Here is a 24,704-nt window from a genome sequence, read left to right on the forward strand (position 1 = left end):
GAAGAGGGCATTGAAGGTTTATTCATTAAGTGGACCAAGCGGCACAGGCAAAAGTACAAGTGCGCTGGCCTTTGCCCATAAATTAGGGGTGGAGGCCATTGTTGATGATGGATTACTCATTGTGAATGGCGTCAGAGTGGCAGGTCTTTCTGCTAAATTCGAAAAGAATACAATTACTGCTGTACGACGTGCCATTTTTACAGATCCAGTTCATCGTGAGGCTGTCCAAAAGGCGCTAGCTCATCATCAGGTACAATCTATTTTACTGATAGGCACATCGACTAAAATGACGAATAGTATTGCCAAGCAGCTAGAGCTGGGTCCGATTGAACACTATTATAATGTAGAAGATGTCCGTTCATTAAAAGAAATTCAAAAAGCACGCTTTATCCGTCAAACACAGGGCAAGCATGTTATGCCGATTCCATATAGACAAGTGGAGCAAAATTTCTTTAAACGATTGGTGCAAAAGGGCATGGAGATTTTTTCTTCGAAACGAGAAAAAATCGGGGAAACGACGATTGTACGTCCTGATTTTCAGCGTGAATATGTAGAAATCAGCAAACCTGTTTATGTACAGCTACTGACATACTGCTGTAGCCAACAGGCAATTGTACAAAAGGTTGAACAAGCACAATTTGTGCTAGGGGATCAGGTTCAAGCTATCCTCACTATACAGGTGAAGTTGCCGATTGATTATCCATTAGCAGCGCGTTTAATAGAATTACAACAAGCTGTGCAGCAAGATTTTTATCTACATTTTGGCTATGAATTAGATGCTATTCATGTACATGTAAAAACGGCTTTGCAAAAGAAAAAAGCATAAAAAACAGGTACTCCGCTCGCACGTTGGCGTTAAGAGTACCTATTTTTTATTTAGGCTGGCGCGTGAACTGTGGCTGGCGTTTTTCCACAAAGGCACGACAACCCTCTGCGAAATCACTGCCTACAAATGGCGAAGAGCCTTGCCATAAGGTCGGCACACTATCGAGACATTCTTGAACAGATTGCTTCACGGCAAGTAAGGATTCAGGCGACATTCCTGCAACCAGCTTACCCATTCGAATCATGTATTTATTTAAATCTTTTTCAGCTACTAGGTAGTTAAGCATTCCAAGCTTGAAGGCTTCCTCTGCTTTAAACATTCGTCCTGTAAAGACTAAATCCTTGGTTGTGGCAGGACCAACGAGCTGGACTAAACGCTGTGCAAATTTGTTATTTAAGGTAATTCCTAATTTACCGACAGGAATGCCGAGCTTGGCCTTTTCAGAGCCAATGCGGATATCGCAGGCTAAGGCTAATTCCAAGCCAGCGCCCATCGCAGGCCCATTGATAACGCCAATCGTTGGAATCGGTAGGCGCTCAATGGTAGAAATGGTTTTTTCCATATGTACAAAGGCTTCTTCAGCTTGTTCAAGAGAAATGGCATTGAACTCTTTAATATCAGAGCCCGCTGTAAAGTTTTGGCCAGAGCCTCGTAAAATTAGTACTTTATTTTTCGGATTATCTAATACTTGTAGGGCAATCTTGGCTAATTGATCCCACATGTTTGCGGTTAATGCATTTTTTGCTTGTGGTCGATGAATCGTAATAATCGCTAGTCCAGCTGTTTCTTGATAAATAATTTTCGCATCTTCTGCTTCCAGTCGAGTCGTTTTTACTTGCATATCGGAAAGCCTCCTACATGTTAGTGTCTATCTTTATTATATAACACAATTAACCATAAACACGAAATGATACGAATTTTCACATAAAATTGCATTGTTATACAAGAATGTAGGGAATAGTAAGCAATTATTGTACTACAACAGGGGAGCGGAATTTACTATTGTAAGAAAGCAAAAATTATGAGAAACTACTTTAGGAACATATGTTTCTTCATTACGTAAAGGGCATTTGAATGGTAGAAGCGGGTTCCTGTTATAGAAATACAGATTATCCGACATTACAATATGATAAAATGAAATTGAACCTACGCACCCAAAATATAGTAAAATACAAATAACACACGCAAAGTAAACAAGGAGGGACGATATGGTTACACTCAAGGAAGCATGGAATAGCTATGTATTACTGCTGCAATCATTGAAAAAAAGTCCTGCCACAAAAAAACAATACAATATGGACGGGCAGCAATTTTTAACTTTCGCCCATAAGCAAAACTACTTGTATGTAGATCATCAATTGAAAAATTTATTACAGCTCTACTGCGACTATTTAAAGGAAACCTACAGTAATAGCAACACTTTTAACCATAAAATAGCGACATTGCGAGGCTTTGTAGACTTTATTTTTTTACGAGAATGGGTGGAGCCTTTTGATTATCAGCAAATTTTACAGCCGAAAAAAAGACAAAAAGAGGCACTGCAAGCCCTTACTAACAAGCAGATCATGCAAATTGCAAACGTATGGCCCACCTATTTCCAATATGCTAAAACAAAGGAGCATGCATGGCTGGCAAGACGCAATGGCTGTATCGTTCAAGTGTTGATGGAAACAGGTTGTAAGCCTGCCGAGCTCGTTCGTATGAAATGGACTCACTTTAATGAAGAAAAAGCGACTCTTTTTATTGCCAATCGAAATGGACGACGAGAAATAAAGTGTTCACCGATCCTTATGGACATAGTCACACAGTATAAAAAAGAGACGACCAATTTACATGAGCAAGAGGTAGGGGAATGGGTTTGGGTAAGCGAGGCAAGTTTAGCGAAGCCGATTACTACGAAAACAGTTGAACGCATTTTTCAAACGATGTCACAAGATATAGGGAAGAATGTAAGAGCCACTGACTTGCGTTATACTGTGATGCAACGGGCGTTTCAACAGGAAAAAACGCTGGAGCACATTCAACAAGAAATGGGCTATGTACGGAAATGGGTGCTAACAGAAAGACAGCAGCGCCTAGAATAAAAGCGTGCAGTAATCGCGATTTATCACCATTACTGCACGCCTTTTATAAATGATTCAATGCTTTGACATTTACTTTGACTGTTAAATCATGCTTGCCTCCTGTATATACCCCTTCCACCGGGCTAATGTCACTATAATCGCGTCCAATACATAAAATAATATGGTTTTCTAATACTTCCACATTATTTGTGGGATCAAGACCGATCCAGCCAATACCTGGAATCATGACTTCTACCCAGGCATGTGTAGCGATATCTCCGATGAGGGCTGAGTTTTCATCGACATATAGATAGCCACTGACATAGCGAGCTGGTATTCCTTTCGCCCGTAAAACAGCAAGCATGACATGGGTGAAATCCTGACAAACACCCCGTTTTAATGCAAATGCCTCACTTGCTATTGTAGTTACATTGGTCGCTGTCGGGTCATACTCAAAGCTAGAATATAAATACTGCATTAAATTAAGCGAAAAGAGCACAGGATTTTCAGCATGACCGATCGCATGATAAACTTCCTCTAGCTGCTGCTCTGTCATAAATGTAAAATGTGTTGCTTTTAAATACGGTAAATAATGCTCATAGAATAGCTGTGAGTGAAAGATGGTCTGCATTTCGGGCGAATATTGAATACGATGAATAAATGGTGCACGCTGAATACTAACAATTGAAGATGTATGAATTTCTAGTATCTGATGTTGCTCTGGTATATAAAAAGAACCAACTGTATTGCCCCAAATATCCGTATGCTCACGGGTTAGGGAGGATGGCGTAATGGCAATTCGATAAGATAACAATCGCTGACGCTCATCGCTACGCGGCTTTAAACGAATAGTATTCAAGCTTTGATCGACTTCAGACTCATATTGAAAAATATTTGTATGCTGAATTTCAAATTTCATCGTGTCCGCTTCCTTCTGCTTACTGACTTGCCTGTTGAAAGGGAGCTGTGGTGAATTCCTTTCAAGGTTGTACGCTGGGTTCATATAAATGATAGATTGTCGAAAAGGCATCACTAAAAGCCATACATTGAGACAATCTTTCCTCCATCATTTTTAGGGTTTCCTCAATAGTCATTTGCCAAAAATCAATATGATCGATTGCAAGAACAAGGCTACTAATATCCGACTGAAGCGTTAAAAATCGTGAGGATAAAGAATCATGTTCAATAGCCGTTATGGCTTCTTCTATTTTCTTTACACAGAACATCACAGAACATGGGAAATGCGCATCTTGGACTAAATAGCGAATGACCGTTAGTAAATTGGTCTGTCGATGCTTCCGCATGAAAGATTCTCTTGCTGCGGAAAGGTCCAATAAAAAGGTACCATCATCCTCTAATAGTGACATACCTGTTCGCTTCTGTTGTTCTACGATTATCACGATCATCCGAATGGTTTTTTCTGCTCGTTCAAGCCATTTGCCAACCTGCATAAAATAGAAGGGAAGATCGCGATCCATCGAGCCCTCAATTAGCCCTGTCTCCATCCATAAAGTCTTTCGCACATCCTGTAAAAAATCTTGAAGGGCAATGAGTGGAATAGGTCGTTCTCTTTTTAGTATGGACTGTTGCTTTGTTAAATAAAAGGAATTTTGAATTTCCCAAAGTTCCGTTGGCATACTATCACGTGTAACCCGTGCATTTTCCCGAATAGCACGTAATGTGGCATGAAGGGCATTGCCATTTTTCTCAGAAAACAGAAGATAATCAATCAAAGGGTTAACACGAATCGTTGTGTAATTTGCTAAATACTCCTCCTTAGAGGCACAAATATTTAAAACAGCCTCCCAATGATCAATATAATCATGTTCTTGCCCAGATTGCTCCAACATATTCAACAGCTGTACCTGTAATATATGTGCATTTGTTTGTGTACGTTCACTATAACGTGCCATCCAGTACAACGCGTCGGCTACTCGACTTAGCATGCTGCAATTCCTCCTTTAAAATCCACGTATCCTTTGCACCGCCCCCTTGAGAGGAATTCACCACAAGAGACCCTTCTTGTAGTGCCACTCTGGATAAACCACCAGGCAACACATAGCAATCCTCACCCTTCATGACATAGACACGTAAATCAACATGGCAAGGATAAAATCGCCCATTCTGGAAGGCAGGTGCTCTGGACAATTTAATTGTGGGTTGTGCAATGTATTGATAGGGCTGTTCAACAATTTTTTGCTTAAATAAAGCAATCTCTTCCTTACTCGCATGTGGACCAATTAACATGTCATAGCCGCCAGAGGCTCCTACGTTTTTTATAACGAGCTCGTGTATATGCTCTAGCACCCATTCACGCTGACTGTCATCTCCTAGATGATAGGTTTTCACATTCGGTAGAATAGGCTCTTCCTGTAAATAGTAGCGAATCATCTCAGGCACATAGGCATACATTGCTTTATCATCTGCCACTCCATTCCCAACGGCATTCAAGATGGATACATGACCTGCTTGATAAGCAGCCATTAAATGTGGAACACCTAATAAAGAATCCTCACGAAAGACAATAGGATCTAGAAAGTCATCATCAATCCGCCGATAAATAATATCGATTTGCTGTAGGCCATAAATGGTTTTCATATAGACCTTCAAATCATGTACTACTAAATCACGGCCCTCGACGAGCTGGATGTTTAAATGCTGGGCTAAAAAAACATGATCGTAATACGCAGAATTGTACATGCCTGCTGTCAGGAGTACAGCTTTAGGCTCTCTTTCTGCTTGCATGGAAGGTGGGCGATGGGCAAGAAGTGCTTTTTTCATATAAGCCATTTGTTTATCAAGAGGTCGAATCGTATGCTTGGAGAAAAATTCTGGGTATACTTCCTTCATCACATCCCGATTTTCAAAGACATAGGAAATGCCAGAAGGATTGCGTAAATTATCTTCGAGTACATGATAATCACCTTTTTCATCCCGAATTAAATCAATCCCTGCTAAAAATATATGATTCGCAATTGGTACTTGAAGTCCTCTCATGATTGGTTTGAAATATGGATTATTTTCAACAAGCTGTCTCGGAATAAGACCGTCCTGAATGATCTTTTGCTGTCCATAAACATCCTGTAAAAATTTGTTGAGTGCCTCCACACGCTGTTTGACACCTGCTTCAATCATGGCCCATTTGGTTTGAGGAATAATAATTGGGATACAATCAAAAGGCATAGTACGTTCTGTTCCATCTTGTGCACCATATACCGTAAATGTAATCCCTTGTCTGAGAAAGCTTGCTTGCGCTTGACGGTATTTTTCTTCAAGTTGCTCCCGCGAAAAAAAGGTTAGCTTATGATGAAAAGATCGATAATGAGGCTTTGGCTTATTGCCATCAAACATTTCATCGAAAAACAGACTAGAATCATATAAATTCATCATATGGATCGCCTCCGAATTCAAGTAGTAGTGAAAACATGTTACACTGTGAATAAATACATAAAAGGAGCTAACAACCATGGCCATCATTAATTTAATGCAAGCATATGAATTAGATAAACTATCCAAATTACATTTATCAGACGAGGAAATTTTACGAGCTTTGCGTTCGGGGGATGTATCAGCTTGGCAAGAACAAGTGCCAAACTATGAATTTAGCGAGACAATGGCTCTATATCAGGAAGGGGAACAAAAGTTCTTAGATGCATACAATGGCCATTATCGAATCAAGTATGTAACATTACCAGGCATCCAACGTTTATTGCAGCTACGCTTTCAATTAGAAGAAGGGAAGGATTACCAACTAGTAGAAACAGGTATCCAGCATTTAACGTGTGATGAGGAAACAGTCACAAGACTTCAGCAAATGTTATCGACAAACTGGTCACTAACAAAACAAGAGGATGGGAATTATTCAGTTTTTGTAAAATAATCCCATGTGTGTTGTGAGACGAATTGACATGGGCAGTTACCCATCTATTGTTTTTTCGAAGCGTCTCACAAAGCAAATAAAGTCTACTAGATTTTAATATTCATTTACCATGAACTTTATGCCTAAAATCCTATAACTGTCACAAAATAGTTGTAACAAAAACCCTCTTTTTAAAAAGGGGTTTTTTTATTAACTTCAAACAGAACATTTGTTCTAACATGCTAAAAAGGGCATTTTTTTCAATAAAGTTCCCAAATTTATATTTGGGAACGTTTTTTCATGGTAAAATAGAGCAAATAGAGGTGATGAGCATGCAAAAAACAAAACAACCAAAATTTATGAAGGATTTTCTTGTCTATTTAACAACCATCAAAGGAAAGTCTCAGCGCACAAGAAAAGAATATGAATATGACCTGACCTTATTTTTCCGCTTCTACAAAGCTGTCCAGGAGGATTTGGATATAGAGAATTTAGCTACCATTGATATTGGCACTATTACAATAGAAGAAATACGCGAAATGACATTAGAGGATCTTTATTTATTCATGGAATATTGCGAAGGACAGCGAGGTAATTCTGCTGCTGCCCGAGCACGAAAAGTGGCCACATTAAAATCCTTTTTTAACTATTTAAAAGGCAAACGTCGACTTATCGAGGAAAATCCTGCAGATGAATTAGAGACACCCAAGATAGGCAGAAAACGACCCATTTATATGAACCTACAAGAAGCTACACAATTTATAGATGGGATTAAAAGCAATCAGGCATCCCCGAGAAATTATTGCATGATGATGTTTTTTTTAAATTTAGGAATACGTGTCACCGAGCTATGTCAGCTTAATAAGACATCCATTCAAGGACGTTATTTAACCATAATTGGGAAGGGTAACAAAGAGCGCACCGTCTATTTAAATGATAGCTGTATGCAGGCACTTGCAGACTATGAAAACAGTGGGAAGACACCCTATAAAGGAGAAGGTGAGGAGCCACTTTTTGTGTCACAAAAGGGAACACGCTTCACAAGACAAACCGTTGCCAAAATTGTTAAACGTATTAATCAGCAGTCAGGCCTTCAAAAAGAACGACTTACACCACACAAGCTACGCCATACATCCGCAACGATGATGTATAAAGCAGGGGCAGATATCCGTAGTTTGCAGCACATTTTAGGGCATTCTAGCGTTGCAACCACGCAAATTTATACACATATTGAAGATGAGCAGCTACAGCATGTGTTAGAGAATAATCCATTTAATATTGTTCGGGAAAGATGATTTTCTCCCCTCCGTATCGAATATATAGTAGAAGACCTAATGAAAGGGGAGCCAAGGATGTCAAACGTCAAAGAACATCTCGATACCACAAGAACACAACTGCTTCAGGAAATTCACTTATTGGACGATACAACCTTTAATAAAAAACCAGATGCACAAAGCTGGAGTGTGGCACAAATCTGTCATCATCTCGTATTAGTAGAGGAAGCAACAAAGAAAGCCATTACATGGGGATTAAAGGCAGAGGAACAGTCAACACCCGCTCGAAAAAATGTTCAGCTCATCTTAGATCGAACAAGAAAGTTCCAAGCACCACCTATTGTAGAGCCAGCAGAAGAGCCTTTCACTGTTCAAGCGATGCTGGATTTACTAGCTACAACAAGAAAGAACCTCCTCGCCTTTTTGCAAACAATCGAGGAACCTGAAGCATTAGCTAAGCGCGCTGTGAAGCACCCAGCCTTAGGAGAATTACCACTCGACCAATGGATTGAAATGGTCTATATGCACGAGCAACGTCATATCAAGCAATTACAAGAAATCATTAGAGAGTAACATGCATGAAAGGAATTTGGCTACAGGAGAGGAGCTAAATTCCTTTTATTGTTATTCAATTTTTCTGTTATAATCACTTGACGTGCTACATAATCTGTTATATATTAAATAAAAATAATAACAACTGTTATAAAACAGTTTTCGTTAGAGGAGGAAATTTAAATGTCAAAGTATCGTGATGGTTATGAATTTTATTGTGAAATGTGTGAGCGCTATGGATTGGAGCCAATTTCTTTCCGTTACTATGTATTACAATTATCACAGCAACAACTTTCGGCTTACAATATGCAAGCAAAACAATTAGGAATTTAAAAGGAGTGATTATGACGGAAGCCGCCGTGAATATTTTATGAAAAGCCCAGCCATACTAAATAAAATGGTCTGGGCTTTCGTGATTTCAGCAAGAAATTTCAGATAATTCATTGACAAGTACAGTAGTCTGTTATATATTTTTAAAAAAATAATATTTCTGTTATATAACAAAAAACTAGACGTAAAATAGGGAATGTGAAAGGAAGTTATGAGGATGACAGATTATCGAGAAGGTTATGAATTTTATCGTCAAGTATGTGAGGAGCATGGGCTAGAACCTGTTAATTTTCACTATTACATTTCAAGTTTGTCCCAAGAGCAATTAGATGCCTACAACATGCAGGCGAAATCAATAGGGGGTTCAATAGAATATGAGGTCTCTTGACATATAAAATGCCTTACTTCCTATGTGGGACAGTAAGGCATTTTACTTTAACAAAAATTTTACAAGACATTCAAACATATTATATAAAACTTTTATATTTTGTATTAAAAAGATAAATAGCCTAAATAAACTATTTAATATAGTTCAAAAGTAGTGAATAACTATATATTTAGACAATTACAAGGAGGTTATATCCACTAATTTTTGTCTATTTTATTAAAAACTATCAAATGTAGCTTTGAATGTTTTTGAGATTTGGGTTGAATTAACTGCTTTTCTAAGACTATAATATAATTACATAAAAAAGGGCGATATACCACAACTTTATACCTCGCTGTAAAATAAAGCAAAAGTACCAAACCCTTCATATTTTAATGAATGGAGAATGAAAATGATGAATATCACGCCTAGTAGTGTTAATCAAATGAACTACAGTCTAAAAGAATTACAAGATATCTTTTCCGCCATGAATAGTTCCATCATTGTAGCGATTACAGATCGTACCGGAAAAATTACATTTGTTAATGATCATTTTTGTAAAATTTCGAAGTATACGCGTGAAGAATTAGTGGGTCAAGATCACCGTTTACTAAATTCAGGCTTTCATCCCAAATCTTTCTTTAGAGAGATGTGGAAAACAATCGGTAATGGCGATATGTGGAATGGCGAGGTGTGCAATCGTGCGAAAGATGGCAGTTTATATTGGGTGAAAACAACGATTATCCCGTTCCTAGATGAACGAGGAAAGCCGTATCAATATATTGCCATTCGCGTAGATATTACAGCGCAAAAGGACATTAAAAAAATTACTCACATTGCCTATCATGATGAACTAACAGGGCTACCAAATCGTCGCAAATTAGAACAGCGTTTAGAAAATGAATTTCATCAATCTCGACGTACAGGAGAGAAGTTTGCGTTATTTTTCATTGATGTAAATCGTTTCAAACACATTAACGACGGACTTGGTCATATTATTGGCGATATGTTTTTAGTGGAAATGTCCAATCGTCTCCGCAATATTGATCATACATCAAATTCTTTCTATCGCCACAATAGCGATGAATTTGTCATGATTTTAAATGATGTCAGTCGCATTGAGGAAATGGCTAAGGAAATTATTGGCGTCTTCCATGAAAGCTTTATTGTCGATACCTATGAGTTTTATGCGAGTATTAGTATCGGCATCAGTGTATTCCCAGATCATGCAAACTCTGTGGAAGAATTATTGAAAAATGCGGATATTGCTATGTATGCGGCAAAATCTACACGTGGTAACCAATATCGCCTCTATCGTGATAATATGGACGAGGCCAATGATAAATGGCTTTTGCTGGAAACGAAATTACATCAAGCATTAAAGCAAGATCGTCTAGAATTACATTATCAGCCTAAGATCGACTTAAAAACGGATTCTGTTATTGGGATGGAGGCATTGCTACGCTGGTATGACCCTGAATTAGGTCATATTCCGCCAGATCGTTTTATTCCATTTGCAGAGGATTGTGGACTGATTAATGATATTGGTGTATGGGTTTTACGTAAAGCCTGTGCTCAAGCTCGTCAGTGGAATGAAGTACATGATTTATCATTGCGGGTAGCTGTGAATATTTCACCAATTCATATTAGTACAGGTGGCTTTGTGGATATGGTGCGTAGTGTCATTGCAGAAACAGGCATTGACCCTAATTTATTAGAAATTGAAATTACCGAGATGAGTATGCTTGATTATACGGAAGATTTAATTGATACTATCAAGCAATTACGAGAACTAGGTATAACTATTTCATTAGATGATTTCGGGACAGGCTATTCATCGTTAAATTACTTAAAAAAATTCCCGGTGGATGTGCTTAAAATTGATCGTGCCTTTGTCCGTGATATCGTACCTGAGAAGTCTGGAATCGCTATGATTTCAGCCATGATTTCATTAGCACATGCCTTAAACCTCCAAGTAGTAGCTGAAGGTGTAGAGGAGGAAGCTGAATTAAATGTTCTGCGTGAGCATGGATGTGAGTATGTGCAGGGCTATTATTTTAGTAAGCCTTTATCTGTAGAAGATTTTACGAATCTCATTGTTAATACTGTCACAAATAAATCCAGTTATTAATTGCTATTCCTGAATGATTTTGCTAAAGTGGGATAAAGTAAAACTGTTAACATGATAAACCATTTGATGATGTGGCCAAGTAAGTAAGAATTGTGAAACAGAAAATATAGCATCTGCTGAGAGCTATATCACCGCTTCTTGACTGAACACCTACCACGGAGATGTTATGCAAACATAACCGAGTCGTTTTCGTTACCAAACGTGAGAGGGCTTTATAATCTACGTAAAGCTAAATCAAGGTGGTACCACGTCATTCCAGCACAAAGACGTCCTTATTCAGAGGACAGCTTTGTGCTTTTTTTCTTGCTTCAGCTAAATCTTCATACGGGTTGAACAAGTATTCATTTAACACAATTGGAGGAGAACACATGTCAAAACAACTAGAAGATTTTTCGAAATGGTATATCGATACCATCCAAAAAGCCGATTTGATGGATTATACACCTGTTCGAGGCTGTATCGCCTTTAAGCCAGACGGCTATGAAATTTGGGAGCATATTCAGGAGGAGATGGATCGTCGCTTTAAAGAGACAGGACATCGTAATGCCTATTTCCCAATGCTTATTCCTGAATCCTTCTTCCAAAAGGAAAAGGATCATATCGAAGGGTTCTCACCTGAGCTTCCTTGGGTAACCGAGGCAGCAGGGGAACAATTAGAAGAACGGCTAGCCCTTCGTCCAACATCTGAGACGATGATTGGTCATCTTTACTCTAATTGGATTAAAAGCTACCGTGACCTACCAGTGCTGATCAATCAATGGGCAAATGTCTTCCGTTGGGAAAAGAAAACACTGCCTTTTATTCGTACCTCTGAATTTTTATGGCAAGAAGGGCATACAGCGCATGTAGATGAAACCGATGCTCGTCAGGAAACAATGCAAATGCTAGACATTTATAAAGAAGTCGTAGAACAGGTACTAGCAATTCCTGTCTATGATGGACAAAAAACCCCTTCTGAGCGTTTCGCAGGGGCTGTCGATACGTACTCTATTGAGGCAATGATGAAAAATGGCAAGGCTGTGCAAGCAGGAACATCCCATTATTTAGGAACAAAATTTGCTGAAGCCTTTAATATCAAGTATTTAAATAAAGCGAACCAGCACGAATACGTACACACAACATCATGGGGAACTTCCACACGTTTAATTGGTTCGGTTATTATGGTGCATGGTGATGAGCAGGGACTTGTTTTACCTCCACGCATTGCACCAACGCAAGTCGTTTTAATTCCAGTTGGGCCATGGAAAAAGAACCCTCAAATCATGGAGCATTTAGATGAGATTTTTGCAGCCTTAAAAGCGAAGGGTATTCGTGTACGTCTGGATGATTCAGACCAATCGCCAGGCTATAAGTTCAATGAATGGGAGCTAAAAGGCGTGCCTGTGCGTGTTGAATTAGGGCCGCGTGACCTAGAAAACAAGCAAGCTTTACTGAAAGCGCGTGATGAAGAAGAAAAACGAACTGTCGAATTAGCTTCAATCATCACAGCTATTGAAGAAGAATTAACAACCATGCAAACGCGCTTATTAGAAAAAGCTCGTCAATTCCGTGAAGCAAATGCTCACACAACAATTGACACACTTTCACAATTACAACAGCACATTGACACAGCAAAAAACAATGGCACAATCCCAGGCTGGGTGCTTGCTGGCTGGTGTGGCGAGGATGCATGTGAGGAAAAAGTAAAGGAAGAGACGAAATACACATCTCGCAACATTCCTTTCAATCCACCAACAACGAAAACTACATGTATTGGCTGTGGAAACGAAGCAAAACATACAGTTTGGTTTGCACAAGCTTATTAATTAACAAAGCATGAACAGAACGCCCGAACAATTATGAAGCACACTAGGTTGTTTTATAATTTAGTTCGGGTTTTTAATGTTCTGCTAAAAAGAAAGCGCTTTTACCAAAGACTTTATTTCCATTTAGATAGTCAAAATTCTCACTCTTGTTTCTCCATGGCTCCTCCAGATAGGCATTGATCCAACGAGTTGTCTTCATCACTCGTAATGGTATTTCCATCTTAGCATCTATCGCCAAGTTCTCATCATGATTGTGATAAAATAAAGGGACGTTTGCTTCTGAAAAATCCTAAAGAAATGAGGATATGAATGACAGTATTACAAGAAGTATTTCATAACTATCTTAATATCAAATTTAACCGGGGATTACCAGCTGTTCACATGAATGATTTCGAATATGTTTTATTAGAAGATACTAGCGCAGAGCTCTTTTTTATTGATCACGAACAGGGGACATTTTTGGAATGGGCAGAGGCATTTCAACCACAAAATCCGCAATATGTTCAAAAGCCCGACTGGCAGCCTATGCTTACATCTTGTTTCAAGCAGCTAGATGTTTATGATGAGCAAGTATGTTATTATTTGCTCTACACAATAAATGCAACAACTAGAATAATTCCACGGAACCCGTATAACAAGATGAATGATTTTATGAAAAACTATTGCTTCTTTCAACTTGCTCAATTAGAGCATATCACGATACTCAACAAAGAGCAGAAACAACAGTTAAAGGACTTTTTATTCTTTTTCTATCTGTATACCCATCCAGTGAATGAGGAAACGCTTTACGCTTTTTCGTTCAAAGAAGGAACTTTAATTCATGCTAAAACGAATATCAATATGGAGCAATATTTTTCTCATTATCATGCTTATATTTGTCAGCATAAGAAGGACCGAACATTAGTAACACCACATGAGATAAATGCTTGCAAGAAGCTGACAATCGAACTATTGAGAAGCATCGAAGGAAAATCAAAAAGACTCGTTATGCCTTTTGAAGATGGCATAGAGTACTTACATCTAATTAATAATGTAGATGATTTTTTACATATGTTTAATCAAAATAATAAGGCATTCTATCAATTGCTTCATAGCTTTCTATTCGATCATCAATCGAATCCTTATCGTGAGCATTGCTATAGTATGCTATTACAGAATTATGTCACTTATATTTTGACTTTTCACTTTGATGACCTTATTCAGTTAATAGCGTATTTCCATGACTTACCATCAATAGGTAGGATGATTATCAATAAAATTTTTGTCGATACCATCTTTATGCAAAAGATGTTGAAAGAGGCCAATATTAACATTCATCATTATCCAACGATCATAGAGTTTTTTGACGAGGAGGCTAGAAGCATATATCTTGACGAACAGTAAAGGAGACAAGGAAATGACCAACACAACAGGCTGGAAACAGAATGCACAAAATCGCACATTTATAGCTTCATTTAGTGGTGGCAAGGATAGTGTTTTAGCTTTATATAAAGCATCACAGGTGGGCCGAGCAATAGGGCTTATCGTGATGCTGGAGGAAGAAGGGAAACGTTCAAGGTCTCACGGGATGCCACCTGCGCTTATCCAGGCACAAGCTGACTCTATTGGGCTGCCAGTCTATACTGCTGCAGCAAGCTGGGCGGATTATGAAGAAGTATTTGTAGGTTTATTAGTAAATGCAAAGCAGCAGGGAGCTGAAGTATTAGTAACAGGAGACTTAGATATGCCTGAACATGGCTGCTGGCACGATAAAGTCACTAAAAAGGTAGGTTTAAAGCTAGGCATGCCATTGTGGGAGATGAACCATCGTGAGGCTGTCGATGAATTTATTCACTTAGGCTTTATTACAATGATAGTCACGGTCAACCTATCTTTGGGCATGACGGAGGACGATTTAGGGCGTGTGCTTACCCCTGAATATGTAAAGGAGCTTGAAGCCCGGAGCATTGACCCATGCGGAGAAGGCGGCGAATTCCATACGACCGTCATTGATGGACCTCTTTTCCAGCAGCCAATTGCGGTGCGTAAAGGTTCCGTTATTAAAGATGGAGACTACGCCTTTTTACCTTTAGAGCTAGCATAAATTCACATCAGAAAACCTTTATTGGGATGCGCAATTCATGACAATACGGGTTTTCTTTTGAGGCGTATTGTTATTCTGTTACATGCCTCCATAACAACTGAAGTTAACAAATGAATAATTACCCGAAAGTACACAGGCTCTCCTCTGTACTTTTTTGTATTTCAGCTAGTTTTTCCTTGTAGGTATAGAACTCCTATCACTTTGTCCAAAATAATATTTGACTGGACACTAATTGGTGTCATATAATTAAGACACCAATTAGTGTCCTATTAGAAAGGGTGGTGGTTTTGAATAACAATCATCAAGAGCGTGACGTTTATGTAGCCATTGCTGACCCTACAAGACGAAAGTTGATCCGTTTATTGGCAGAGGTAGATGAGTTACCGCTTCACGAATTAACCGCTCAATTTGATATGGGTCGTACGGCTGTCTCGAAACATTTAGCCATTCTAAAAGATGCAGGCCTTGTTCTTGCACGCAAGGAAGGTAGAGAGACGAGATATCGATTGAATGCAGCTCCATTGAAAGAAATACAAGATTGGGTATCGTTTTATGAAGGTTTTTGGAAAGAAAGAATCGCGAAATTACATCTATTATTGGAGGAAAACAAATGAAACCAGATGTATCATTAGATTTTAAATTTACAAGCTCCATCGAGCAAGTATGGCATGCTTTAACTGACTCAGATACACTAGCAAAATGGATCTGGAGCAATGACTTCCAACCAGTTGTAGGACATAAATTCCAATTCCGTGCTGAACCAAATGAATGGTGGGACGGTATTGTAGACTGTGAGGTACTGGAAGTGGAAGAGCCTTACAAATTATCTTATACTTGGACAAGTGCTGGCGAAACAACAACAGTTACATGGACATTAACACAGGAAGCAGATGGCTCGACTCAGCTTCATCTTGATCAAGGTGGCTTCAGTGAAGAAACAAAAGCGCGTCAAGGTGCAATCGAGGGAGCAAAATATGCTTGGACAAATATGAGTGCACAACTTGAAAAAGTATTAGCGTAGTATAAATTAAATAACAGCAAGAAGAGCGCAATTCCGTAGCAAGAATTGTGTTCTTTCATGTTCAGTCCAATCTTTTAATTTTCTTAAATGGAAGGATAACTAAATGAAAATTAATGAACTAATTGCCAATAATATTAACCGTCTAGATGTCGTTTTATCCGACGATCAATCTTTAGCAATAGCAGGTTTGTCTGGCTCAGGGAAGACGACATTTTGTCAAACGATTGGAGAAGAATCCAAAAAACGTCTTGTATCTTTATTGCCAAAGGCTGAATATCAATATTTATTTCCAAACATTATGGAAACGAACTTCAGTGCCATCAAAATGGAGGACATGCCCCTTGTACTTTTTCTAGGAAAATCCTCAATCTCTAGCAATCCACGTTCCACAATTGGTACACATACAGGTGTTTTTAAAGAAATTCGTAACCGACTGGCAGATGAGTTTCAGCTATCGCCAGAGATGTTTTCCTTTAACAATGCGTTAGGCTGGTGTCCTGCATGTAAGGGGCGAGGCACGACAAAAAATGTAGAATGTAAAAAATGTTTGGGTAAGCGCTATAGTCCAGAAGTGGAGCAGTATAAAATCACTTTATGGAATGAACTCTATAGTATTTCTGATATTCATCATTTAAGTATAGAGGCCATCTATTCCTTATCAAAAGAATTAAATATCAGTGAAGAAAAACAGCATATTCTGCACAATATTATACAAATGAATATTGGCTACTTAACCTTAAATCGTGTTATGGGAACTTTATCAGGTGGAGAATTAACAAGGCTGTACTTAGCAGAATTCATGGCAACAAGCGAAAACACCGTGATTATTGTTGATGAAATTTCTGTGGGTCTTGACCATAACACCTTACTAAAAATTTTAGAGCAAATACAACAGCTAGGCGCTAAAAACCAAATTTGGTTGATTGATCATTCTGATACTGTGTTAGACACGGCAGACGAGCATCTATTCTTTGGACCAGGTAGTGGAAAATACGGAGGAAAAATCGTTGAAGAATCTCCACGACCAAAGCCTATCTATTGGGAACGAAATCCAGCAGCACCAACATCCTATTATCAATTCCGAGATTTATATTGCCGTAATATCCAAATGGATGCAATAGACATTCCACAAAATCGACTTGTTACCTTTACAGGAGAGTCTGGTTGTGGGAAATCAACGCTTGTTAATGAGTGTATTGCTAAAGATTTTATCAAACGCTATCCAAAGGACAAACTCGTGATGGTTGGGCAAGATCGTAATCAATCCATTACGAGTCGTTCCACTGTCGCAACATTCCTCGATATTAAAAAGAAACTAACAAAATATAGTGAGGACATTGATGATATTTTCCAGCGCTCGATTGAAGATATTATCGATGAACTACCTAATGAAGATATCGCACATAAACGCTTAAGCTTATTGATTAAGCTTGGACTAGGCTACTTAACGCTTGAGAGAAAAACACAATCTCTATCGACTGGTGAATTCCAATGTGTGCATCTAGTCTCAGAGTTATTTGCCAATGCTCGTAATCCCCATACATTATTTATTTTTGATGAGCCATCTAAAGGGCTATCTCAGAACATTTTAAACCAATTTATCGATAGTGTAAGGGACATCCTAGAGGATGAATCTATCTCCATCATCATGATTGAGCATAATGCCTATATGCTGGAAAGCTCTGATTTTGTTGTTGACTTCGGTAAAAGACAGCAGGAGCCTGTAACACATCTAAATGTAGTTAGCCATGAAGATTATTTTAATCAGGATAATCATTCAAGGGTTTCAGCTCCATTACAAATCACATCTACGCTCGCATTAAGGAATGGCATTCAATACTTAGAAGACAACCATATTAGCTATTTCAAAAATGCGGAAAATATATATAAGGGTGGCATCTTAAAGAGCTTATCTTCCATGGCTCGTCTGATTTACGGTGAATATGAATCGAACAAAATTGCCCCAGTTGTTGCCATTGATTTGGAAAGACATTTATATAGCCAATATAGTTTCCTGTATGAAATAGGTGGCCTAATCAATCATATTGTGGCTGCTCATCCAACAAATAAGGATACGAGAAGCTTCGATTTTTATAGCCAAGAAAATCATTGTCCTAGCTGCTCTGGTCGATTAGAAATTGAAAAATTCGATTTTGATCTTGTGGTTCAAGACAAAAACGTGCCATTTTGGGACGGCCTACTATATCCCGATATAATGGAGGTTTTAAAATACTATCAACATTCTAAATTAGAATTTCTCTTTGAGCAGATTAAAATCGAGCTTGGTCAGGACCTTAGTAAAAGCTATCATGATATGACTGAGGAGGAAAAGCATACATTTTTATATGGTTATTGGGACAAGTCCTTTTATGATAAGGCAACGAAATCCTCGAAAAAGTGGGAGGGCTTTAATTTTATCATTGGTCGTTATATCGTGATTTCAAAATCCATTATTAAAGAGCAAATGAAGGAAACAAGAGAAATGGTACCATGCCCAATTTGTCATGGGACTGTGCTCAACCACCAAAAGAAATTACGATTTGGGAACACAGATATTCGTAACTTAATTCGCCAACCGCTTGGTGAAGTCATCAACGTTGTAGGCAACTTACCACAACTAGAAAAAATCAAAGCCATCGTTGGCGAAGACATGTCACTGCTACAAGATGTTTCCTTATTGCCAAGGGAAACACAGGTATCTCTAAAAATGCTGGAATTAGAGCTGGCAAGCTTTGTCGGCTATGAAATCGTACTACAAAACGCTTTTCCTTTTTGGAACAAAATCAAAGATAATCTAGAGCGCATCAGCCATAAAAATCAAGTGACGATCTGTGATTTTGCCAATATACAGGAGACAAGAGAAACCATTATCGATCAATATTTTACGAATGGTAAATATAAAAAACTAACATATGTATATGAAGCATTTGGCTACAAGAAAATCGTAACCCAAATCAATAAAGTCAAAGCCAGTCATTCCTGTTCATTCTGTAAAGGGAAAAAGGTGCTCTCTGAAGATGGACTGCATGGTGGAGTCCATAAATTAACCGTGCCCTGTGTAAGCTGTGGCGCAAGTGGCATTAATGAGGAGGGACGCCAGCAAATCGTTGATGGCATTGATGTGGAAACATGGCTAACTGGTACTGTAAGCGATGTTGTGACAGAGGGCTCCCATCTTGAGACCGTTGCCAATATTCCTATTTTTAATCGTATACGCGAATTGAATAAACAGGAAATGATGGCAGTCTATCAGTTCCTACAATCAAATAACTAATTCATCAAACCCGTGTGCTTCGGCATATGGGTTTCTTCTTTCGTTGGACTAGAATGACTCACTCATTTTTCCACAAAAATTCATAATTCGTGTCATCTTTGATTACTATAAAGATAACAGTAATGGTAGTAAAAGGGAGGATATGGTTTGGTAAAAAAAGTGCTGTTATTTGGGGATATTGGCATTGATGATACGGTGGCATTGATCTATGCACGACTTAATCTAGAAATAGAAATTGTGGGACTCGTTGCAGATTACGGCAATGTATCGCGAGAGGATGCGGTGTCCAATATTTATTATGTCATGAAATTGTTCGACTTTCCTCAAGGAATTCCTGTGATCTTAGGAGCAGAAGTACCCTTAACAGGAGAGCAGCCGACCTATTACCCAGAAATTCATGGTGAACGAGGACTTGGACCCATCATCCCAAATGATGATCACGAATTAAAAATTGAGAACTTTTTTGAAATCGTCAACATTATTGAAAGGTATAAGCATGATGAGCTAATTATTGCCAATATTGGGCGATTAACCTCACTAGCCACGATGTTTATCCTTTATAAAGAGCTTATGAAAAATATCAAGGAATTTTATATTATGGGTGGAGCATTTTGGGTGCCAGGTAATGTAACGACAGTGGCTGAAGCGAATTTCCATGGCGATCCCTTTGCCGTTCATATTGTGCTTACCTATGCAACGAATGTGACAATCATCCCTTTAAATGCGACACAAAAGGCCATTGTCACACCGGGGATGGTAGACTATATTGACTCCTTTGGCAAAACAAAAATTCTAAAGCCCTTAATGGAATACTATACACGTTTTTATAAAGAACGGGACCCCTCACTTCTAGGAAGTCCCGTGCATGATGCTTTAACACTAATGGCAGTTATTTATCCTGACATGTTTATTTATGAGTCCTATCCTGTAACCGTTGTCGACAAGTTAGAAGGACCTGCAAGGGGGCAAAGTATTGCCGAGACAAGACCTTATGAAAATAATAATGGCGAAAAAAAGCATCGTATTGCTTTTGATATTCATTATGAACATTTTTTCCAAAACTTTTTATCGGTTATGACAGGGCAACCATTTCACTAGTTATTCAAAAACACCATCTCTTAAAATTGTAAAATCAACATGGACATTTACCTTCATGTCTTTATATATTTTTTGCCATTTAACCTTTGTTAGCTTAGAATGTCTTACTTCGCTTCGATATTTCTCACCAAAGCCAAAAATATCAGACTCAACTTCCTGACTATGAGCAATCACTCTACGTATTTCCTTTGACAATTTTTTCTCGATTGCTTTTTCCAGTGCCGCCACACTTTTTGGGTCCCCTTGATTGATATCAGGGTACACCTCTAATACTCTTGATTTGATTTTGATGTTCAGGTCAAATGTTGGCGTTTCCGCATCAACTAACTTCATATCTCGTTTCGACTGGATGGCATCAAAGGCTACCGTTATTTTATTTGCAGGCTTTTGAAGAATCTTGGAAGAGACATCTTCATTTTCCAGAATGGTTTCATATAAGCCTACTTTAAAGGTATCTCTGACAATTTTTACGTAAAAGCTATCTTTTGCTGGAAGGGTACTGACCATTTTGCTGCCTTTAAAAAGAGCTATCCCACTTAATTCCACCAGCTCGTCATCTCTTTTAATAATAGGCATGGCAAAATCTTTTCCAGATGAATAATAATCATGGGCAATTTGATGAAGTGTAGAGGAAATCATATATTCCTGCTCGACATTTTGTTCGATTAACCTAAAAATATGCTGCCCAATATCCTCAATATTTTGATATTCGTATTTCAGTAATGTTTCTGTTTCACCTTCTACAATAGCCATAAAGATCCCATTGCTGACACTTGCGTTTTCTAGGTTTGTATCAATATAGTAGCGAAGGTCTTTTTTTGCCAATTCCTCTCCAAATAGGATGACTCTCATTTGACCAACCATGATTTTTTTCGAAAGCTTACGATTGGCTTCCATCCGATTTCCTTTACTCGTATCGTTTTCTGTAGACAGAATTTCCACATTGCTTTGAAATTCGGGGTTTACTTCACGAATAACAGCTGTTGTCTTTATTTTATCCTCTGTTCCTACATCATAGCCGACTAAAGTAGTTAATCCAACTTTATCCAAAATATTGGTTTGTGCACATCCATATAAAAAAACAAAGGAGAGAAGAATCATCCATCTTCCTCTAAGTTTGTTCATTCTTTTTCACCCTCTTTGATGTGAAGTTCTTCTTTAGTCGTGCTATTGGCCAAAGTAAAATAGGGTAGACAAAAATTACGTAAAATGCTATTTGTCCAAACACCGTGTTAATTGTATTAATCTGTGTCCGTGTTTGAACCAATAATGTTCCAATTAAAACGATGAATGAAAAGAGCCAAACAAACGACTTTTCACTTATCGGGAATAAACGAATTGCTCCTCGGTACGCAGCCCATAAGTATAGACAGAGATTCGGTAAAATGATTAGCATCCAAAAACAAACAGCTACAAATTCAAATCGTTCCATAAAGGGGAAGCTGATAAAACTAAATAATGTCAAGGTTGCCCATATCGTTTTCAATAGCTTGCCTTCACTGTAATATGCAATGGACACCATCATCACGGCTAAATAGATGATGGTTGTAGCTAATAGTCCTAAATGAACAGGTTTTCTAATTTTTTTCTTGTCTTTTACAAAGGGGTAAATCACGTTTAGTATTTCAAAGCCGATGATGGTAAAGGTCATTGATTGTGCCCCTTTTAAAATGGAGCGAATATCATTTTCTAAAATAGGGAAAAGGCTTTCTACTGTAGCATATTTTATGGGAAATGCTAACATTGGGAGAATCCATAAGGAGAGAATGATACTAAAAAAAGACACGCCTACAATGACACGAAGCCCTCCTGTAAAGGCATAGATAATAATAATTAATAAAGTTGCTGACAGGAACCAGGTCTCGATGCTAGGAAAAATCCATGCTTGTATAACTTCAATATAATTTCGTAAAACTGAAAAGAACGCCACGGAGCAATAGATGACATATATTGCATTTAAAAAATTGCCAATCCATTTGCCAAAAATATCAATTTGAATTCCGTAAAGGTCATTAGAGCCGTAAATTTCTAATGTTTTAATCATACAAAACGTAACAATATGTGTGGCAATCCCAGCCAGTAAAACAGAAATCCATGCATCCTGTCTTGCATCCTGATAGATAATGCGTTGAAATCCCTGTATACCAACCCCAATTTGAGCACCATGTAACACAAAAAAAAGCAAATAAGCATTGATCATATCTTTAGGGCTAAGTTGTATAGGTTTTCCCATTTATTTCACCTTCAGTTCAACTTTTATCAGGTTTCACTGGCTCTGGGACAAATTTATGCTCATCCTTTGGTCTTGTCAAAGCAGGTCTTTTCGCTGTTAATGGGACAGGCATTCTAATAATACTATCCCGCATTTCCTTCAACCTCGGTGGATAGAAGGGCGACATGTACGGAGCACCCAAGCTTGACTGACGTAACAAATGAATAAGAATAAAACAAAAAGCCAGCATGATACCATAAAAACCCCAAAATCCTGCAAGTATAATAATAGGGAAGCGAATAAGACGAATCACATTGCCCATCATATAACTTGGCGATGTAAAAGAGGCTAGGGCACTTAACGCAATGATAATCAGCAATATATTACTGGTAATCCCCGCCTGTACAGCAGCTGTTCCAATAACGATACCACCAACGATACCAATTGTTTGTCCAATTTTTGTTGGTAATCTAGCTCCTGCTTCTCTCAGTAGTTCAATAATAAATTCCAGCAGCAAAGCCTCAAATATCGGTGGGAAAGGAACCAAAGCCCTTGATTCACTTAATGGTACGAGAAAGGCTTGTGGAATCACTTCATAGTGAAATGTCAGAGCTGCCACATAAAACGGTGTTAAATAAACAGATAAAAAGAAGGCAGCCAGTCGTAATAAACGAAGAAAAGTAGCAATTTGCCACCTTAAATTTTGATCTTCTTGACTTTGAAAAAACTCAGTAAATCCTTGGGGGCAAACGATGGCCATTGAACTACCATCTACGAGAACCCCAATTTTTCCGTCTAAAATGCCATCACAAAATCTGTCAGGTCTTTCCGTCAAAAGCATTTGTGGAAAGACAGATAGTGAATTATCATCAATCATTTCAGCTAATACGGCACTATCGATAAGTTCATCGATATGTAGATCTGTGATTCGTTGCCGCATTGTTTGAACCATTTGATCATTGGCAATGCCACGCATATATAAAAGAGAGACAGAGGTACTTGTCCTTGCACCAATTTTTACTTTTTCATTACAAAGATTAGGACTCACTATGTAGCGACGAATCAAGGAAACATTGGTAGATAGACTCTCATTAAATCCAACCTGTGTACCAATTACCTGCGATTCATTTTCAGGCGCTGACAATGCTCTAGACTCTCTGCTAGCGATATTGGCTAAAATAGTCTGTGGGAAACCATCTATATGTATCACAACATAACCATTGACCATCAATTCTACTGTTTCCCTTAGTAGACCGGTTTGACTAACTTCTGCAATAGAAAGGGCCACCTCAATTGCCTCGGGTGTATCATGAGGCTTGCTCTGTAAATTAGCAATAATATCATTATTTAAAGTCTGATCATCAATCAGATTATCGATGTAAATAAGAGTGACGTTTGGTGGAAGAGATTTAATGATTAAATCGGCTGGATGATTCGTTGCATTTTTAATCGATTGAATAAAATGATCTGTGGCATGTGCAACCCTCACAAGATTTTCTTTAGGCGCCTCTTGAACTGGTTGTTGTTGTTTTTGTTGTTTGTTGAAAGGTAGTTTAAATTTCATAGTAATTGGTAGGCTCCCTTCATTGCTAACTCGTTTATAGAATAGGCTTTAAAGGGGTAATCTATACTTATTTCATTTATTTTCATCATGTAGACATATCTAACAATTAACGGTAATATAATAGTATTCTTAAAAACAGAAGGGAGATTAGCCTTTTTTATGCTAAAACTAATTATCGCAAATTAAATTCCAATGAATTTAATAAAGGGGTCATTCTATAATTTTTAAAAATTATAGGATCTATT

Annotated in this window: 22 protein-coding genes; 15 read left to right on the plus strand and 7 right to left on the minus strand. The window is 38.2% G+C overall.

Annotated elements, in window-relative coordinates:
• Positions 1-10: 10 nt before the first annotated feature.
• Entirely contained in the window at positions 11-826 is an 816-nt protein-coding gene (locus tag JIN86_RS13555; RefSeq protein WP_202342165.1) for an ATP-binding protein, read from the plus strand.
• Positions 827-872: 46 nt separating this feature from the next.
• Here the strand turns inward: JIN86_RS13555 and JIN86_RS13560 are convergent, their stop codons facing one another.
• Entirely contained in the window at positions 873-1,667 is a 795-nt protein-coding gene (locus JIN86_RS13560; RefSeq protein ID WP_004230036.1) for an enoyl-CoA hydratase/isomerase family protein, read from the minus strand.
• Positions 1,668-2,034: 367 nt separating this feature from the next.
• On the opposite strand from JIN86_RS13560, the gene JIN86_RS13565 reads away from it, so the two are divergent.
• Positions 2,035-2,910: a tyrosine-type recombinase/integrase gene (locus JIN86_RS13565; RefSeq protein WP_202342166.1), complete on the plus strand. Its 876-nt coding sequence runs from the start codon at positions 2,035-2,037 to the stop codon at positions 2,908-2,910.
• Between the two features lie 43 nt (positions 2,911-2,953).
• Here the strand turns inward: JIN86_RS13565 and JIN86_RS13570 are convergent, their stop codons facing one another.
• The 3 genes from JIN86_RS13570 to JIN86_RS13580 all read right to left on the minus strand — a co-directional run bounded on the left by JIN86_RS13570 (position 2,954) and on the right by JIN86_RS13580 (position 6,279).
• Positions 2,954-3,808, minus strand: a complete 855-nt coding sequence (locus JIN86_RS13570; protein ID WP_048392841.1) for a transglutaminase family protein — start codon at positions 3,806-3,808, stop codon at positions 2,954-2,956.
• Between the two features lie 61 nt (positions 3,809-3,869).
• A complete protein-coding gene (locus tag JIN86_RS13575; RefSeq protein WP_009371340.1) occupies positions 3,870-4,835 on the minus strand; it encodes an alpha-E domain-containing protein in 966 nt (321 codons plus the stop codon).
• Entirely contained in the window at positions 4,789-6,279 is a 1,491-nt protein-coding gene (locus tag JIN86_RS13580; RefSeq protein WP_202342167.1) for a circularly permuted type 2 ATP-grasp protein, read from the minus strand. Before JIN86_RS13580 ends, JIN86_RS13575 begins: the two co-directional genes overlap by 47 nt.
• Before the next feature lie 76 nt (positions 6,280-6,355).
• On the opposite strand from JIN86_RS13580, the gene JIN86_RS13585 reads away from it, so the two are divergent.
• From JIN86_RS13585 to JIN86_RS13645, 13 genes are all read left to right on the plus strand, one after another.
• Positions 6,356-6,769, plus strand: coding sequence for a hypothetical protein (locus JIN86_RS13585; RefSeq protein ID WP_004230028.1), 414 nt, complete (start codon positions 6,356-6,358; stop codon positions 6,767-6,769).
• Positions 6,770-7,080: 311 nt separating this feature from the next.
• Positions 7,081-8,043 carry a tyrosine recombinase XerC gene (locus JIN86_RS13590; protein ID WP_202342168.1) on the plus strand — a complete coding sequence of 321 codons (963 nt, stop codon included), beginning with the start codon at positions 7,081-7,083 and terminating at the stop codon, positions 8,041-8,043.
• 57 nt (positions 8,044-8,100) lie between these two features.
• Positions 8,101-8,595: a DinB family protein gene (locus JIN86_RS13595; RefSeq protein ID WP_004230026.1), complete on the plus strand. Its 495-nt coding sequence runs from the start codon at positions 8,101-8,103 to the stop codon at positions 8,593-8,595.
• A gap of 162 nt (positions 8,596-8,757) precedes the next feature.
• Positions 8,758-8,907, plus strand: coding sequence for a hypothetical protein (locus JIN86_RS13600; RefSeq protein ID WP_004230023.1), 150 nt, complete (start codon positions 8,758-8,760; stop codon positions 8,905-8,907).
• Positions 8,908-9,121: 214 nt separating this feature from the next.
• The gene (locus JIN86_RS13605) at positions 9,122-9,292 is read left to right on the plus strand and encodes a hypothetical protein (protein ID WP_004230019.1); all 171 of its coding nucleotides are present in this window, start codon (positions 9,122-9,124) and stop codon (positions 9,290-9,292) included.
• 391 nt (positions 9,293-9,683) lie between these two features.
• A complete protein-coding gene (locus JIN86_RS13610) occupies positions 9,684-11,402 on the plus strand; it encodes a putative bifunctional diguanylate cyclase/phosphodiesterase (RefSeq protein ID WP_009371342.1) in 1,719 nt (572 codons plus the stop codon).
• A 368-nt stretch (positions 11,403-11,770) separates the two neighbouring features.
• Positions 11,771-13,207, plus strand: coding sequence for a proline--tRNA ligase (gene proS / locus JIN86_RS13615; protein ID WP_202342169.1), 1,437 nt, complete (start codon positions 11,771-11,773; stop codon positions 13,205-13,207).
• 309 nt (positions 13,208-13,516) lie between these two features.
• Entirely contained in the window at positions 13,517-14,590 is a 1,074-nt protein-coding gene (locus JIN86_RS13620) for a hypothetical protein (RefSeq protein WP_202342170.1), read from the plus strand.
• A 13-nt stretch (positions 14,591-14,603) separates the two neighbouring features.
• Entirely contained in the window at positions 14,604-15,290 is a 687-nt protein-coding gene (locus JIN86_RS13625) for a Dph6-related ATP pyrophosphatase (RefSeq protein ID WP_202342171.1), read from the plus strand.
• Positions 15,291-15,577: 287 nt separating this feature from the next.
• Entirely contained in the window at positions 15,578-15,904 is a 327-nt protein-coding gene (locus tag JIN86_RS13630; RefSeq protein WP_202342172.1) for an ArsR/SmtB family transcription factor, read from the plus strand.
• The gene (locus JIN86_RS13635) at positions 15,901-16,311 is read left to right on the plus strand and encodes an SRPBCC family protein (RefSeq protein ID WP_202342173.1); all 411 of its coding nucleotides are present in this window, start codon (positions 15,901-15,903) and stop codon (positions 16,309-16,311) included. The genes JIN86_RS13630 and JIN86_RS13635 overlap by 4 nt, the downstream gene beginning before the upstream one ends.
• A gap of 103 nt (positions 16,312-16,414) precedes the next feature.
• A complete protein-coding gene (locus JIN86_RS13640) occupies positions 16,415-19,585 on the plus strand; it encodes an ATP-binding cassette domain-containing protein (protein WP_202342174.1) in 3,171 nt (1,056 codons plus the stop codon).
• A gap of 147 nt (positions 19,586-19,732) precedes the next feature.
• Positions 19,733-20,683, plus strand: coding sequence for a nucleoside hydrolase (locus JIN86_RS13645; protein WP_202342175.1), 951 nt, complete (start codon positions 19,733-19,735; stop codon positions 20,681-20,683).
• On the opposite strand, the gene JIN86_RS13650 is transcribed toward JIN86_RS13645, so the two are convergent.
• From JIN86_RS13650 to JIN86_RS13660, 3 genes are read right to left on the minus strand one after another with little or no spacing between them, the layout of a single operon-like run.
• A complete protein-coding gene (locus JIN86_RS13650; protein WP_202342176.1) occupies positions 20,684-21,808 on the minus strand; it encodes a Ger(x)C family spore germination protein in 1,125 nt (374 codons plus the stop codon). It lies immediately after the preceding gene.
• On the minus strand, positions 21,795-22,916 hold the full coding sequence (locus JIN86_RS13655; protein ID WP_202342177.1) for a GerAB/ArcD/ProY family transporter: 1,122 nt from the start codon (positions 22,914-22,916) through the stop codon (positions 21,795-21,797). Before JIN86_RS13655 ends, JIN86_RS13650 begins: the two co-directional genes overlap by 14 nt.
• Positions 22,917-22,932: 16 nt before the next feature.
• Entirely contained in the window at positions 22,933-24,459 is a 1,527-nt protein-coding gene (locus JIN86_RS13660; RefSeq protein ID WP_004229997.1) for a spore germination protein, read from the minus strand.
• Positions 24,460-24,704: the final 245 nt, after the last annotated feature.

Origin of the sequence: Lysinibacillus sp. HST-98 (assembly GCF_016757845.1) — a bacterium.
Lineage (GTDB): Bacteria > Bacillota > Bacilli > Bacillales_A > Planococcaceae > Lysinibacillus > Lysinibacillus capsici.